The following is a 12,713-nucleotide window of genomic DNA, read 5'->3' on the forward strand; positions in this document are numbered from 1 at the left end:
GGCGGCGGAGCGAACCCGTCGCGCTACTCCTCTGCGGGTGTAAACCGGTGACGGACCACCTCACTGTCGTCGTCCCACTCGAAGGAGTCGTGGACGCGAGCCAGTCGGTCCCGATAGGATTCGAGGTCTTCGGACCCTTCTCTCCGCGCGTCCTCGTCGGTGAGGTCGCCGAGCGTCCGGTGGGTCACGTCCGTCACCTCGAAGCGCTGTCCGTCGATGTCGAAGGTGTCGCCCTCGTCGGCGTACTGGTGGCCGCGATGCAACTGGGTGACGCGCCCCTCGGCCGCCTGCTGCTGGACGTGCTCGTTCGGGAGGATTTCGCTGGCGTCGATGTGTGCCATAGCGGGTCTGGGGCCTCGACGGGCAAAAGCGTGGCTCGCTCTCAGGCCCGATTGAACGCGCTTTTACGCGCTGGTCGTCTACTTCGGCGCAATGAGCCATCCCTTCGAGAATCTCCCGACGACACCGACCGCCGAGGAGGTCATCGACCAGGCCTTCTCGCGGGCGACGCGGGCCGGCGGCGCGAAAGACGGCGTGGAGGCCCAGCAGTCGATGCTGATGACGGCCTCGAACATCATCTCCGACAATCTCCAGAACGTCGCCCAGTCGTGGCCGACCATCGACGACCTGGACCCGTTCTACGTCGAACTGGCCGACGCCGTCATCAGCGAGACCGACCCCGCGGACGACGACGACGGCATCGACGCGCTGAAACAGCACCTCTCGGAGATCTCCTGGGCCGGCCGCAAGGCCAAGGAGATCCGCCAGGAGTACGAGGGTCGGCTGGTCCGGGGCGACAAGGACACCGCCCGGAAACTCCGCAAGCAGGCCTTCGCCCGCATGGCCGACGTGGTCGAGGAGGTCGAGGACGACCTCGTGGCCGTCTCGAAGGCCCGCGACGCGCTGAAAGTCCTGCCCGACATCCGCCCCGACGAACCGGCCATCGTCGTCGCCGGCTACCCCAACGTCGGCAAGTCCTCGTTCGTCAACCGGGTGACCCGCGCGGACAACAAGATTGCCTCCTACCCCTTCACGACGACGCAGATTCGCGTCGGTCACTTCGAGGACCAGCGCATCCGCTACCAGCTGGTCGACACGCCGGGCCTGCTCGACCGCCCGCCGGAGGACCGAAACGAGATCGAGTCACAGGCCGTCAGCGCGCTGGAACACCTCGCCGACGCCGTGCTCGTGCTCGTCGACCCGAGCGAGGAGTGTGGCTACCCGCTGGCCCAGCAGCTCGACCTCCGGGACGACATCGAGTCGCGCTTCGACGCGCCGGTCCTGACTATCGCCAACAAGAGCGACCGCTCGACCGACGTCGAGGCCGACCACTACATGAGCGTCACCGAGGACGACAACGTCGACGGCGTCCTGCAGGCCGCGGTCGACGCCGTCGGCTACGAACTCGAACTGCCGTTCGACGACGAGTAACTGGAAAACCAGACTGCTGTTCTCTTCAGGCCAGTTCGTAGGTGACGCTGACCGTCGCGTCGACAGTGACCGGGCCGGGCGAGATGTTCGTCCGGGCGCCGCCGTCACCGCCTGCGGCCATCTCCGCGTACACCACGGGCCGCCCGCTCTGGCTGGTCTGGATGGTGACCACGCCGTCGACGGTCAGTTCCTCGGCGGCGGCGACGGTCTCGGCGTCGGCCCGCGCTCGGTCCATCGCCGTCGTCAGGGCTTCTTCACGCGCTTCCTGCTGGGTCTCCTCGCTCAGCTCGTAGCGGATGCCGTCGACTCGGTCGGCGCCGGCGTCGACCGCCGCGTCGATGAGTGCGCCGACGTTCTCGACGTCGTCGGTCTCGGCCTCGATGGTGTGGACCGCGACGTAGCCGACCTGTTCACGCCCATCCTCGGTGCGCTCGTACTCCGGGTGGATGCTGAACCGCGAGGAGGTGACCGACGCGCCCTCGTCTGCGAGCGCCTGCTGGACGGCGTCCGCGTCACCGCTCACGGCGTTGCGAGCAGCCTCGGCAGTGTCACCGCGACCGATGGCCGCGACGGTGACGGTCGCGCGGTCGGGGCTGCGTTCGACGCTCGCGTCCGCGCTGACGCTGACAGTGGCGTTCTCGGCGACCTGCGTGTCGCCGGTCTGTGCGACCGCGAAGCCGACGCCGCCGGCCACGAGGAGGGCCACGACCGCGACGACCGGGAGTAGTTTCGATGCCATACTCCATATATCGCTACGCGACATAATGACCTCGTCGTACGCTCAAACCCGGTTTTGAGCGTCACGCGGTCTCGGAGACGATGTACCGGACCTCCGTCTCGACGTCCAGCCCGGCGGCGCCGTCGGCGACCGTGTCGATGCGCCCGACGAGGTCGGGGGGTGGGGTCCCGGGCGGGATGCCGACGGTGACCACCACCCGACGCGGCTCCTGGAAGATGACGGTGTTGGTCAGTCTGATCTCGACGTCGAGGATGCGCAGCGGCGGGTCGACGCTGTCTGTCACCTGGGTCCGAATCTCCGTCTCGGTGGTCGCCCGCTGGAACGAGTCGAGCGTGACCCCGCCGAGGAACGCCGAGAGGACGACGATAGCCGCGATGAGTACGCCGATTCGTTTGATAGTCGCCGTTCGGGCGTTCCCCTCGCGAAACCAGTGTTCCGGCCGGTAGCCCTGGTACCAGAGGCCGACCAGCACCGCGAGGTTTATCGAGAGGACGTTCACCAGCACGAGCACGCCCGACCCGAGGCTGACGAGGGGTTGGCCCCAGGCGATACCGATGCCGACCGTCGCCGCCGGCGGGATGAGCGCGACCGCGATCATCACCCCCACCAGCGCCGTCGAGACGCCCGAAGTGAGACTCAGCACGCCCGCCGCACCGGCGCCCAGCGCCACCACGAGCGAGAGGAAGTCCGGCGCGACCCGCTCGCGGACCTGGTCGACGGTGGTGACGTCCGTGAGCGGCGGGACGACGTTGGCGTACCGGACGACCAGCGCGAAGACGGTGGCGCTTCCGATAGCCAGCAGGAGGCCAAACGCCTGGAGCTTGACGCCGCGGACGAACAGGTCGTGGTCGTCGACGACGGTGCCGACGTTGGCGGACATCGCCGGCCCGATGAGCGGCGCGATGACCATCGACCCGACGACGACGGCCGGCGAGTTCAACAGGAGGCCGGCGGTGGCGATGACGGCGCTGATGACCGTCATCGCGGTGTAGATGACGACGTTGGGCGCGAGGTCCTCCGCCTTCGAGGTCAGTTCCTCCCGGGCGATGCGGTCCTCGTCTTCCGTCTCGGCGTACCGCTCCTCCAGTTCGTCGAACTTCCGCGAGATGACCGTGTTGGCGTCCATCACGACCGTGTGGGCGTCCTCGTCGATGCCCACGCTGCGCAGCGATTCGAGGACGGGCTCCAGCGCGTTCGTCGGCAGCGGGAACTCGACGACGCCGGTGAACTCCCGGTTGCTCGTCTCGTCGGTCACGACGTAGTCGATGCCCTCGTCGTCGAGGACGCCGAGCACCGCGTCGTGTTTGCCTTTCGGAATCGTGATCTGGACGAACCGCACGGCTTCCGGTCCGAAGCGAGGGGGCAAAAACCCGTGGGTGCCGCCGCCCGCGAACTGACGCGCTTTTCCCTGCCGGCCGTCTACGCCGGGTATGTTCGACTCACGCCCCGACCGAGACGCCGAGGTGGTGCTGGTCGGCCGCTCGAACGTCGGCAAGTCGACGCTGATGCGCGAACTCACCGGCCACACGTTCTCGACCGGCCAGCGCCCCGGCGTCACCCGCAAGCCCAACCACTACGACTGGGCGCCACAGGACTTCGTCATCACGGACCTGCCCGGCTTCGGCTTCATGAAGGGCGTCCCCGACGAGGTCCGCGAGCAGATTAAGACCGACGTGGTCCGCTACGTCGAAGAGAACGCCGACAAGATTCTCGTCGGGGTCCTCGTCGTCGACGGGAAATCGGTCATCGACATCATCGACCGTCATTCGGGGCCGGACGAGATCCCCCACGACGTCGAGATGTTCCACTTCCTCCGGGAGGTCGGCGTCGAACCCGTCGTCGCCGTCAACAAGATGGACAAGGTCGACGATACGGACGAGCGGCTGAACGACCTCTGTGAGCGCCTGGGGCTGCACCCGCCCTGGCAACAGTGGCAAGAGACTATCGCCCCCATCAGCGCCAAGCGCGGCAGCATCGGCCCGCTCAACGAGGCCGTTCGACACCATCTGCACGAGGCCCAGCGCGACGACCTGTTTCAGTTCTTCTAAACCACCTTTTTCCACGGGGTTCGCGCTCGCCGGGGGCGAGCGCTCAACCCCCGCCCAAAAACGTGGGCGAAAAGGCGGAATCGCCGCACCGCGGCGATTCCGTGAACCGCCTCGCTTCGCTCGGCGGATGCTCCGACGGATGGCTGTTTGAGCCTATAAAACGGCTCAATCGACGGCGTAGTCACTCGCGAGTCGCTTCCCACAGAACCGACCGATTGTCGGGAGGTCAGGCGACGCTGTAGCCTTTGTCGCGGAGGAAGTCCTCGACGCGACCGGTGTGGTTGCCCTGGAGCTCGATTTGCCCGTCCTCGACGGTGCCCCCGCAGGCGAACTTGGACTTGAGGTCGGAGGACAGCGAGTCCATGTCGACGTCCTTCGGGTCGAACCCCTCGATGATCGTTACCTCCTTACCGTAGCGGCGCTCGTCGATGCGGATGTTGATCTCCTGGGACTCTTTGGCGACGTCTTCACAGACGCAGAGTTCCTCAGGGAGCCCGCACGTCGAGCAGACTTCCGACATTACACCCAGACGTACGAAAGGGTCATATTAAACACTGTCGGGAAGGCGAACACCGGCAGGCGACGCTACCGTTCTGCGACGACACTGTCGGCCAGTTCGACCGCTTCCGCCGCCACCGATTCGTCGACCTCGCCGGCGTACCGGGTCCGTTCTCGGAGGCTCGCCAGCCGACGGACTCGCTCGTCGGCGTCGACCGCCTGGAGGTAGGCCCGGACCGTCTCGCCGGGGTCGCGCTGGCGGGTCTCGGTCCCGAGGACGTACATCGCCCGCTGGAAGGCGACTTCGACGTCCGTCTCTGGGTCCTCGCGGCGCTGGTAGCGGAGCCACAGCTCCCGCTGGAGGTGGTCGACGACTCCCGCCCGTCTGGCGCCAGCGGCCACGCCAAGTAACGCGACGAGGCCGAGCGCCGTCTCTTCCCGTGACGGCAGGTCGGGGAGTTGGAACCCACCGCCCCCGCTTCCGGCTGCGCCACTGCCGCCGACCGCGGTCGGCGTCTCGAAGTCCTGGGGCGTCGGGGTGGCGGTCTCTGGCGTCTCGGTCGGGGTGGCGGTCTCGGGTGTCTCGGTCAGGGGCGGTGGCGTCGGCGTCGGTGTCGGGGTGAACTCGGTGTCGTTGTTCGTCTCGCTGGTGTCGACGCCCGACTCGGAGTCGTCGCGCGCCTCGTCGATTCGGCTCTGTTCGGCCGTCTCGCGGGGGCCGCTCGGGGTCGGGTCGAACTGAATCCAGCCCTGGTCGGGGACGTACACCTCGACCCAGGCGTGGGAGTTCAGCCCCCGGACGACCCAGCGGTCGTCGTCGACCCGCTGGCCGGGCGTGTAGCCGACGGCGAACCGGGCCGGGATGCCCTGCGTGCGCAGCATGGTCACCATCGTCGTCGCGAAGTAGACACAGTACCCTTCGTCCATCTGAAAGAGGAACGTGTCCGCGACGTCCCGGTCCGGCCGGCTCACGTCGAGCGAGTAGTCCTTGTTGTTCTGGAGCCACCGCTCGACGACGAGCGCCACCTCGTAGGGGGTCTCGGCGTTCGAAGTCAGGATGGCGGTTCGCTCGGCGACTCGGGCCGGCGTACTCTCCGGGACCCGCGTGTACCGGTCGACGATGTCCTCGGGGTAGTCGTCGCCGGCCTCGCGCAGTTGCTGTGGCGTCGCGACGAGCACCTCGCTCTCCACGCTGTACCGGTCGCCGGAGAACAGCGACGTCGTCGGCTGGAACCCGTCGTGGGTCGTCACCTCGACGTCGACGTCGCCGTCGTACCGGACCGGTTTCCAGGCCGCCGGGACCGTCCTGACGGTCGATTCCGCCTCGAAGGACTGGCGCAGGGTCCGGGTGTTCCCCGGCGGTGCGCCGAGCCGTCCGCCGCCGTAGGCCCCCGTGCTTCCGGTCCGGACCCACCCCTGGCCGGTGTAGCGGTCGTAGGTCGCCACTCGCCAGTAGCGGGCCTCCGGGCTCTCGACGGTGAACCGGACCTCCGGCGAGAGCGTGATCGAGCCCAGGACGTCGATGGACTCGTCGGCGCTCAGCAGGCTCCCCTCCATCGTCGCCTGCTCGCCGTCCTCGGTGAACGACAGCGACTGCCCGCCGACCGACGGGACGCGGGACAGGACGGCCGGCAGCACGATGATGGCCGCCAGCTGTTCGAGGACGGCCCGACGGCCGGTGTCCACGCCGTCCGCCTGTGTGCGTCGCTCGCCGAACAGCGGGGCGTCGAGGCGGCGCTCGTCGTCTACCGGGTCTGCCGGTGCGACCGTATCGAGCGTTCCGAAGCCGATGGTCGCGACGCCCCCGACGACGCCGAGCAGTGCCGTAATCAGGGCCGCGTCCGTCGTCAGCACCAGGAAACCGAGGGTGGTCGCCGCGGTGACCGTCGCCGTGACGTACCACCGCCTGAGGGCGAAGTACCAGGTCAGCACCACCGGTGCCGGCGCGATGGCGAGTGCCCACAGCCGGACGTTCTCGATCTGCAACAGCGACCGCCCGGTCAGGAGCGCGACGGTGTCCGCGAGCAGCGCCGACACCGGGGGCTGGATCGCGAGGGTCGAGATGTACCACACCAGTCCGCCGGCGAGCAACACTGCGCCGACGACGATAGCGAGCGCGGGGCGGACGACTCGGGCCATCGCGGTCCCGACGACCAGCGAGAGGGCGACGACGACGAGAAAGAGCGTTGGCGACCCGACGACGTCCGTCAGGTGATACAGCGTCCGCAGCGGCGCGCCGAGCGCGAGCGCGACGGCGAGCAGTGCGACGCCCCGCGTCCGACTCACGGGCACCCGGTCGCCGAGGCGTTCGGACAGCGTCGGACTCACGGCTCGCCCTCCCCCGCTAGCGGCGTCGGCTGGTCGGTGGTCACGTCGCTGAAGGGATGCTGGCGACCGTCGGTGGCGATGGTGACGCCGTCGTCGTCGGCCTGTACCAGTACGTCGGCGTCGTCGGCTCGGTCTGTCTTCCCGTCGGGTGTCACGGCGAGCACCTCGAGGAGTCGGGTCCGGTGGGTGTCGCCGAATCCAGGGGGGGACGGTCCCGCCGGGGACGGCCAGTTCGACGGCGATGCCGCTGTCGAGGGCCGCCATCGCCACCGTCGCGACGGCCGCCGCCATCGCGTCGTCGGTGCCCGGCGTCGCCTCGCCGACGACGAGGACCCCGTCGTCGCTCCGGCGGTCGTCGTACTCCTTGACGAGTAAGCTCGTCGCGCTTCGCGCTCGACTTCCAGTGGACGTCCCGAAGGGAGTCGCCGGGGACGTACTCGCGCAGGCGGTCGAACGCCTGCCGGTCCTCTGGCTCGGGCGCCAGCGTCCGGGCGAAGGCGTCCGGGCCGCCCATCCGGTACACCGGCGGGTAGACGAGCACGTCGTCGACGGCCTCGACGGTCGCCGACCGCCGGACCAGGCCCAGCACGTCGGTCAGGACGACGTCGACGGGGCCGAGACGGTGCTCGCCGCGCCGCTCGTAGGTGAGGTCGTAGGTGACGGTCGTCGGCAGCGAGCGCCTGGCACTGGCTGTTCCGGCGACTCCCTCGGGCAGGCGGTCCGTCAGCGTCGCGATGCCGCTGCCCTCGACGGTGAGCTCGACCTGGCGACGGTCATCGGGGAACCCGCGTCGCGGCGGGTCGCGCTCGACGGTCGGCGTGCCCGCGAGGCGGACCTGGACGGCGGCCGCGAGGAGCGCGACCAGGAGCGGGCCGGCGACGGCGTTCAGGCCCGCCTGACCGTACCGTGCACCCATCGCGACGGCCGCGAGGGCGACGACGAGCACCCCGACGCCGCGACGGGTCGGTCTCATTCGACGGCGACGGTCTCTAACGCCTCGGCGACCAGCGCCTCGGCGGTCTGTTCGCTACTGTCGGTCTGAACCCGGTGAGGGAGCACCACGGGGGCCTCCTGCTGGACGTCGTCCGGGACGACGTAGGGGCGCCCCTCGAGGACGGCCCGGCCCTGGGCGGCACGGAGCAGCGAGAGACTTCCCCGGGGGCTCACACCGAGCTGTGCCCGCTCCCGGGTGTACCGCGCCAGCCGGGTCGCGTACTCGCGTATCGCCTCCTCGACGGTCACCTCGGCGACGGTGTTCCGGGCGGTCGCGAGCGCGTCGATGCTGGCGACGGGCGACAGCTCCTCGATGGGGTGGTGGCCTACCACGCTTCCAAGCATCGCGGCCTCCTCGGCTTCGTCGGGGTAGCCGAGGTGGAGTTTCGTCATGAAGCGGTCGAGCTCGGCCATCGGCAGGTCGTAGGCCCGGTTCTGCTCGACCGTGTTCTGCGTCGCGATGACGGTGAACGGCTGCGGGACGGCGTGGGTGGTTCCGTCGGTGGTGACCTGCCCTTCCTCCATCGCCTCGAGCAGCGCCGACTGGGTCTTCGGCGGGGCGCGGTTGATCTCGTCGCCGAGCACCACGTTACCGAAGATGGGTCCGGGCCGGAACTCGAACTCCTGGGACTTCTGGTTGAAGACGTTGACACCGGTCACGTCCGTCGGCAGCAGGTCCGGCGTGAACTGGATGCGTTTGAAGACGCCGTCGACGGACGCGGCCACGGCCCGGGCCAGCATCGTCTTGCCGACGCCGGGGACGTCCTCGAGGAGGACGTGGCCGCGGCCGAGGATGGCGACCACCAGGTGCTCGATCTCGTCGTGGTGGCCGACGATGACCTCTTCGACGTTCTCGATGACGTCCGTCGCTACCCGTGTGGCGTCTGGAAGCGCGCTGTCCGACTGCTGCCCTCGTGAGGTGTCCGTGTCTGTCATAGGTCCGTGTCAGTCCGCGGAACGCGCCCGATGGGTCGACAGCGCCTCGTCCCCCCAGCGAGGTGTCGTTCCTTCGCATGTCCTGTGCGGGTCGGTCGTACCCCCGCCTTGGGAGCGAATACAGGTAACTTTGCTGGGTGCGACCCAGTCCCACACGCCGCCCTCACCAGACCTTGCAGTCCGGACAGACGAGCGCCCCGTCCTGCTGCCAGCGGCGCTCGGCGGGCGCGCCACACTCCTCGCAGGTGGTCCCCTCGTCCGACCAGGCGTAGGTGGTCGTCGCCGGCGCGACATCCCGGCCGTCTTCGGGTGCGGTCTCGCCATCGTCGCCGTCTGTACTGTCGGCTTCTTCGTCCGATGCGCCGGCCTCGGTTTCCGCCGTCCCGGCGTCGGTCGCTGGGTCGTCGCCTCGCTCCGTCTCGCTTCCATCCGCGTCAGTCGACCCCGTGTCCCGCTCCTCGTCGGCATCGTCGTCCCCGCTCCCGAGGAAGTCGTCCAGCGATGCGTCTTCGACCATGTCCCCTCTCAGGCCGGGCGCGGCAAATACCTGTCCCGCGTTGGTTCGGTAGTGGTTAGTTACGAAAGTAGGAGTACAGAGAGCCAGAAAGCCCCGGCTGGCCACCCGGCTTCGGGTGGGACTGAAAGGGGCCGCGTTCTCAGCGAGCCGCGGGTCGCGTGGGACCGGAGGTCCCACGTCTTGGCGAGCGGGCTATCGGCCCGCGAACCAAAGCTGAGAACGCGGGGGCTTTCTGGCTCTCTAACTCAATACTAGCTAAAGTAAACACCGCCGACTCGAACAGAAGCGCAAAGTAGGCCCCCTGCTAACGGCCGCCCATGCAAGGACTCCTCACGGAACTCGTCACGAGCGTCCTGGAGATGCCGGGCCGGTTCCTCACCGTCGCGCTCAACGACCCGCTCGCCGCAGTGATGCTGCTGGTGGGTGCCGTCATCACGACGCTGTCCGTCGCCGTCTTCGGATACCTCTCGCTGGGGGCTGCGCTCTCGTTGTTCAACCCGTCCGGCGGGAAACAACCGCCCCGAGCAGAGTAATCGCCGTCTCGACGTCCGGCCCGAGCGGCGAGGCGTAGACGACGCTGTCGGCGTGTTCCAGCAGCTCGTCGGTCCGTTCGGCGACTGCGTCGGGCGTGCCGGCGATACAGAACGCGTCTATCATCTCGTCGGTGACCAGCCCGAACGCCCGCTCGAACTCGCCGGCCGAGATGGCCTCACCGATGTCGCTCGCGAGCGACTGGTCCAGGCCGTGCCGGTCGAGCACCGGCGGCGGTGACCCGGCGGTGACGAACGCGACGGGGGGCCGGGCGGCCTCGCGGGCTGCGTCGGCGTCTTCTGCGACCGACACGCTGGCGTAGGCTGCCAGGTCGAACTCGCCTCGCGAGTCGGGGCGCTCGTCGGCCATGGCCTCGACCTGCTCGCGGGCCCATGCGAGGTCCGCCGGATGCGCGCCGTTGTACAGCGCGCCATCGGCGTGTTTCGCGGCCATCCGGGTCATGTGTGGCCCCTGTGCGCCGACGTACACCGGGACGTCGCCGACGTCGTAGTTCAGGCCCGCGTCCTCGGCCTGGAAGGTGCCGTCGTGGTCGACGCGCTCGCCGGCCCACAGCCGCCTGGCGACCGTGAACGTCTCCAGGACGCGCCGCAGCGCGTCGTCGTGGTCGAAGCCCAGGTTCCGAATGGTGGACTTGTCGCCGGGGCCGACGCCGAACATGGCGCGCCCGTCGCTCAGCTCGTCGAGCGTCGCGACCCGCGAGGCCAGCGTCACCGGATGCGTCTCGTAGGGGTTGGCGATGCCGGGGCCAAGTGCCACCTCGTCCGTTCGGGCGGCCATCTGGGCCAGGGCCATGAACTGGTCGCGGTTGTTGTAGTGGTGGCTGGCGAACACCGCGTCGAAGCCCTCGGCCTCGGCATGGCCGGCGAAGTCGGCGAGCTGTGCCACTGGGTGTTCCGGCGTGAGTTCAATCGCGTACATGTGTCCACTCCCTGAGCGCCTGTCGGACGATATCGTTCTCGTCGTCCCGAAAGAGGTTGTCGCTACCCGCGTGGTCGCCAAAGTCGAAGTCCCGGACGACGGCCACGGGCGTGCCGCCGTCGCCCTCGCCGGTGACGAGGTTGGCCGCGCCGGCGAGTTCGTCCACGACCGACTGGACCGTCGCAGCGAGTTCGCGGCCCTCTCTGTCGTGCTCGCCGCGCCAGTCCCGAGAGGCGTGGATACCAGCCCAGCCGAGCGCGACGCCGCGCTGGCCGTGTCGGAACGGGCGACCCGACGTATCGGTCACGACCACCGCTGGGGCGACGCCGGCGTGGTCCTGGATGCTGTCTCGGATTCTCTCGGCGCTCGAGGTCGGGTCCTCGGGGAGCAAGAGCAGGTCAGCGTCGGGCACGTTCGAACGGTCGATGCCCGCGTTGACCGTAATGTGCCCGAAGCGCGTGACCGCCAGGATGAACGGGGCGTCTGTCAGTATCTCCTCGCTCTCCTCGACGACCGCCTGCGCGAAACGGGGGTCTTTCTCCTCGTCCACCGCGGCCTCGATGGCGGCGGCGATGTCCCGTGCGCGGTCACCGGGCGGGAACGACGAGAGGTTAGCCTGTCGTCCCTCGGCCTTCGAGACGATGGTGCTGGCGACACAGACCACGTCGTCGTCCTGCAGGTCGACCCGCTCGGCGACGAGCTGCCCGACGTCGTCGCCGGGTCTGACCTCCGGCAGTCCCTCGACCGCGAATACCTCCATACCCCCTCTGCGTGGTGCACCCGAAAAAGCCCCTTGATACGTGCAAGCCCGGCCAACGGTGGCAATCGTTGCTGATTCCGGTGGCCTGGTCAGGCCTCGTGGACCGTCACGTCCAGCTCCCCGTCCCGTACCCCAAGGGTCAGCATCGTCGCCCGGTCGGCCGACGGCGCGCCCGTGGCGCTCCCGGGGTTCAGCAGTCTGACGCCGTCGTGGACCGTGTCGAGGACCTCGTGGGTGTGGCCGGCGACGCCGACGGCGTTTGGCCCCGCTTCCTCGCGGACGATGTTCGCCACGCGACGCTCGTAGCCCCGGTGTGACCCGGCGCCGTGCGTGACGACGAACGTGACGTCGCCGAGTTCCACGGTCGCCACGTCCGGCAATCCCATCCGCCGGTCGACGTTCCCGGCCACGGCGGTGAGTCGCGACGCCATCGCTCTGATGTCCGCGAGCGTCCCCTCGGCGTCGAAGTCGCCGGTGTGGATGACGTGGTCGGCCGCCTCGATGCGTTCCCGGAACGGGGCCGGGATGGCGTGCGCCCGCGACGGGATGTGAGTATCGCCGATGACTGCGACGTCCATACCCACACATCGGCCGCCGAACAAAACTGTCTGTCGCTACTCGACGGCTTCGATGGACGGCAGGACGTCCCTGAGTTCCTCCATGCGGGCGACCAGGTGGTCGATGCCCTCGTTGATGGTGTCGACGCGCGCCTCGATGTCGTCGGCCGGAATCGCCCCCTGTGGCGTCGGCTCGACCAGTTCGTCGTCTTCCAGCATCCGCAGCGAGTACCGTACCTTGTGTTCGGGAATCCCGGTCTCTTCGGAGAGCCTGACGATGCCGATGGGGCCGTCAGTGATGACCGCCTCGAGAATGGCGAGGTCGCGGCTCTCCTTGTCTACCTGATTGATAAGTCGGTCCGTTCCCATTGAAATCGTACGACAGGATACCGTTCGACGCTATATAAACGCCGGCGGTTTCGAGTCCAGTGCCAGG

16 protein-coding genes are annotated in these 12,713 nt (G+C 68.7%); 3 read left to right on the top strand and 13 right to left on the bottom strand.

All coding sequences use genetic code 11. From position 1 onward, the window contains the following. Positions 1-23: 23 nt before the first annotated feature. Positions 24-341, bottom strand: coding sequence for an ASCH domain-containing protein (locus P1L41_RS05875; protein WP_276297933.1), 318 nt, complete (start codon positions 339-341; stop codon positions 24-26). A 91-nt stretch (positions 342-432) separates the two neighbouring features. Between P1L41_RS05875 and P1L41_RS05880 the strand changes: the two genes are divergently transcribed. Further along, positions 433-1,431, top strand: coding sequence for an NOG1 family protein (locus tag P1L41_RS05880; protein WP_276297934.1), 999 nt, complete (start codon positions 433-435; stop codon positions 1,429-1,431). A 25-nt stretch (positions 1,432-1,456) separates the two neighbouring features. On the opposite strand, the gene P1L41_RS05885 is transcribed toward P1L41_RS05880, so the two are convergent. Continuing rightward, positions 1,457-2,170 (bottom strand): SIMPL domain-containing protein, encoded by a 714-nt coding sequence (locus P1L41_RS05885; protein WP_276297935.1) that lies wholly within the window; start codon positions 2,168-2,170, stop codon positions 1,457-1,459. A 61-nt stretch (positions 2,171-2,231) separates the two neighbouring features. After that, positions 2,232-3,509: a TIGR00341 family protein gene (locus tag P1L41_RS05890; RefSeq protein WP_276297936.1), complete on the bottom strand. Its 1,278-nt coding sequence runs from the start codon at positions 3,507-3,509 to the stop codon at positions 2,232-2,234. A gap of 91 nt (positions 3,510-3,600) precedes the next feature. Here P1L41_RS05890 and engB point away from each other — a divergent pair, with 91 nt between their 5' ends. After that, entirely contained in the window at positions 3,601-4,218 is a 618-nt protein-coding gene (engB, locus tag P1L41_RS05895) for a GTP-binding protein EngB (protein ID WP_276297937.1), read from the top strand. A gap of 226 nt (positions 4,219-4,444) precedes the next feature. On the opposite strand, the gene yciH is transcribed toward engB, so the two are convergent. From yciH to P1L41_RS05925, 6 genes are all read right to left on the bottom strand, one after another. Beyond that, positions 4,445-4,738 carry a stress response translation initiation inhibitor YciH gene (gene yciH / locus P1L41_RS05900; RefSeq protein ID WP_276276325.1) on the bottom strand — a complete coding sequence of 98 codons (294 nt, stop codon included), beginning with the start codon at positions 4,736-4,738 and terminating at the stop codon, positions 4,445-4,447. 65 nt (positions 4,739-4,803) lie between these two features. Further along, positions 4,804-7,044, bottom strand: coding sequence for a transglutaminase TgpA family protein (locus P1L41_RS05905; RefSeq protein ID WP_276297938.1), 2,241 nt, complete (start codon positions 7,042-7,044; stop codon positions 4,804-4,806). Next, positions 7,041-7,199, bottom strand: coding sequence for a hypothetical protein (locus tag P1L41_RS05910; protein ID WP_276297939.1), 159 nt, complete (start codon positions 7,197-7,199; stop codon positions 7,041-7,043). The genes P1L41_RS05905 and P1L41_RS05910 overlap by 4 nt, the downstream gene beginning before the upstream one ends. Beyond that, positions 7,196-8,017: a DUF58 domain-containing protein gene (locus tag P1L41_RS05915; protein ID WP_276297940.1), complete on the bottom strand. Its 822-nt coding sequence runs from the start codon at positions 8,015-8,017 to the stop codon at positions 7,196-7,198. The genes P1L41_RS05910 and P1L41_RS05915 overlap by 4 nt, the downstream gene beginning before the upstream one ends. Continuing rightward, positions 8,014-8,973, bottom strand: coding sequence for an AAA family ATPase (locus P1L41_RS05920; protein ID WP_276297941.1), 960 nt, complete (start codon positions 8,971-8,973; stop codon positions 8,014-8,016). The genes P1L41_RS05915 and P1L41_RS05920 overlap by 4 nt, the downstream gene beginning before the upstream one ends. A gap of 163 nt (positions 8,974-9,136) precedes the next feature. Beyond that, positions 9,137-9,490 carry a DUF7573 domain-containing protein gene (locus tag P1L41_RS05925; protein ID WP_276297942.1) on the bottom strand — a complete coding sequence of 118 codons (354 nt, stop codon included), beginning with the start codon at positions 9,488-9,490 and terminating at the stop codon, positions 9,137-9,139. Positions 9,491-9,807: 317 nt separating this feature from the next. On the opposite strand from P1L41_RS05925, the gene P1L41_RS05930 reads away from it, so the two are divergent. Then, positions 9,808-10,023, top strand: a complete 216-nt coding sequence (locus P1L41_RS05930) for a DUF8024 family protein (RefSeq protein WP_276297943.1) — start codon at positions 9,808-9,810, stop codon at positions 10,021-10,023. On the opposite strand, the gene P1L41_RS05935 is transcribed toward P1L41_RS05930, so the two are convergent. The 4 genes from P1L41_RS05935 to P1L41_RS05950 form a co-directional block, all read right to left on the bottom strand. Beyond that, positions 9,983-10,960 (bottom strand): 5,10-methylenetetrahydromethanopterin reductase, encoded by a 978-nt coding sequence (locus P1L41_RS05935; RefSeq protein WP_276297944.1) that lies wholly within the window; start codon positions 10,958-10,960, stop codon positions 9,983-9,985. The two genes, P1L41_RS05930 and P1L41_RS05935, sit on opposite strands and share 41 nt — an antisense overlap. Beyond that, positions 10,947-11,720 carry a coenzyme F420-0:L-glutamate ligase gene (locus P1L41_RS05940; RefSeq protein WP_276297945.1) on the bottom strand — a complete coding sequence of 258 codons (774 nt, stop codon included), beginning with the start codon at positions 11,718-11,720 and terminating at the stop codon, positions 10,947-10,949. Before P1L41_RS05940 ends, P1L41_RS05935 begins: the two co-directional genes overlap by 14 nt. Before the next feature lie 89 nt (positions 11,721-11,809). Further along, on the bottom strand, positions 11,810-12,298 hold the full coding sequence (locus P1L41_RS05945; RefSeq protein WP_276297946.1) for a metallophosphoesterase family protein: 489 nt from the start codon (positions 12,296-12,298) through the stop codon (positions 11,810-11,812). Positions 12,299-12,334: 36 nt separating this feature from the next. Next, positions 12,335-12,646: a winged helix-turn-helix transcriptional regulator gene (locus P1L41_RS05950; RefSeq protein WP_276297947.1), complete on the bottom strand. Its 312-nt coding sequence runs from the start codon at positions 12,644-12,646 to the stop codon at positions 12,335-12,337. Positions 12,647-12,713 lie beyond the last annotated feature (67 nt).

This window comes from Haloarcula ordinaria (assembly GCF_029338275.1).
In the GTDB taxonomy this organism is placed as follows: Archaea; Halobacteriota; Halobacteria; order Halobacteriales; family Haloarculaceae; genus Haloarcula; species Haloarcula ordinaria.

Bases quoted from the DNA above. Each gene is read 5' to 3' on its own strand.
- P1L41_RS05935 (WP_276297944.1), bottom strand. From the start codon at position 10,960: ATGTACGCGATTGAACTCACGCCGGAACACCCAGTGGCACAGCTCGCC.
- P1L41_RS05915 (WP_276297940.1), bottom strand. From the start codon at position 8,017: ATGAGACCGACCCGTCGCGGCGTCGGGGTGCTCGTCGTCGCCCTCGCG.
- P1L41_RS05950 (WP_276297947.1), bottom strand. From the start codon at position 12,646: ATGGGAACGGACCGACTTATCAATCAGGTAGACAAGGAGAGCCGCGAC.
- P1L41_RS05925 (WP_276297942.1), bottom strand. From the start codon at position 9,490: ATGGTCGAAGACGCATCGCTGGACGACTTCCTCGGGAGCGGGGACGAC.
- P1L41_RS05945 (WP_276297946.1), bottom strand. From the start codon at position 12,298: ATGGACGTCGCAGTCATCGGCGATACTCACATCCCGTCGCGGGCGCAC.
- P1L41_RS05880 (WP_276297934.1), top strand. From the start codon at position 433: ATGAGCCATCCCTTCGAGAATCTCCCGACGACACCGACCGCCGAGGAG.
- P1L41_RS05930 (WP_276297943.1), top strand. From the start codon at position 9,808: ATGCAAGGACTCCTCACGGAACTCGTCACGAGCGTCCTGGAGATGCCG.
- P1L41_RS05940 (WP_276297945.1), bottom strand. From the start codon at position 11,720: ATGGAGGTATTCGCGGTCGAGGGACTGCCGGAGGTCAGACCCGGCGAC.
- P1L41_RS05885 (WP_276297935.1), bottom strand. From the start codon at position 2,170: ATGGCATCGAAACTACTCCCGGTCGTCGCGGTCGTGGCCCTCCTCGTG.
- engB (WP_276297937.1), top strand. From the start codon at position 3,601: ATGTTCGACTCACGCCCCGACCGAGACGCCGAGGTGGTGCTGGTCGGC.
- P1L41_RS05920 (WP_276297941.1), bottom strand. From the start codon at position 8,973: ATGACAGACACGGACACCTCACGAGGGCAGCAGTCGGACAGCGCGCTT.
- P1L41_RS05875 (WP_276297933.1), bottom strand. From the start codon at position 341: ATGGCACACATCGACGCCAGCGAAATCCTCCCGAACGAGCACGTCCAG.
- yciH (WP_276276325.1), bottom strand. From the start codon at position 4,738: ATGTCGGAAGTCTGCTCGACGTGCGGGCTCCCTGAGGAACTCTGCGTC.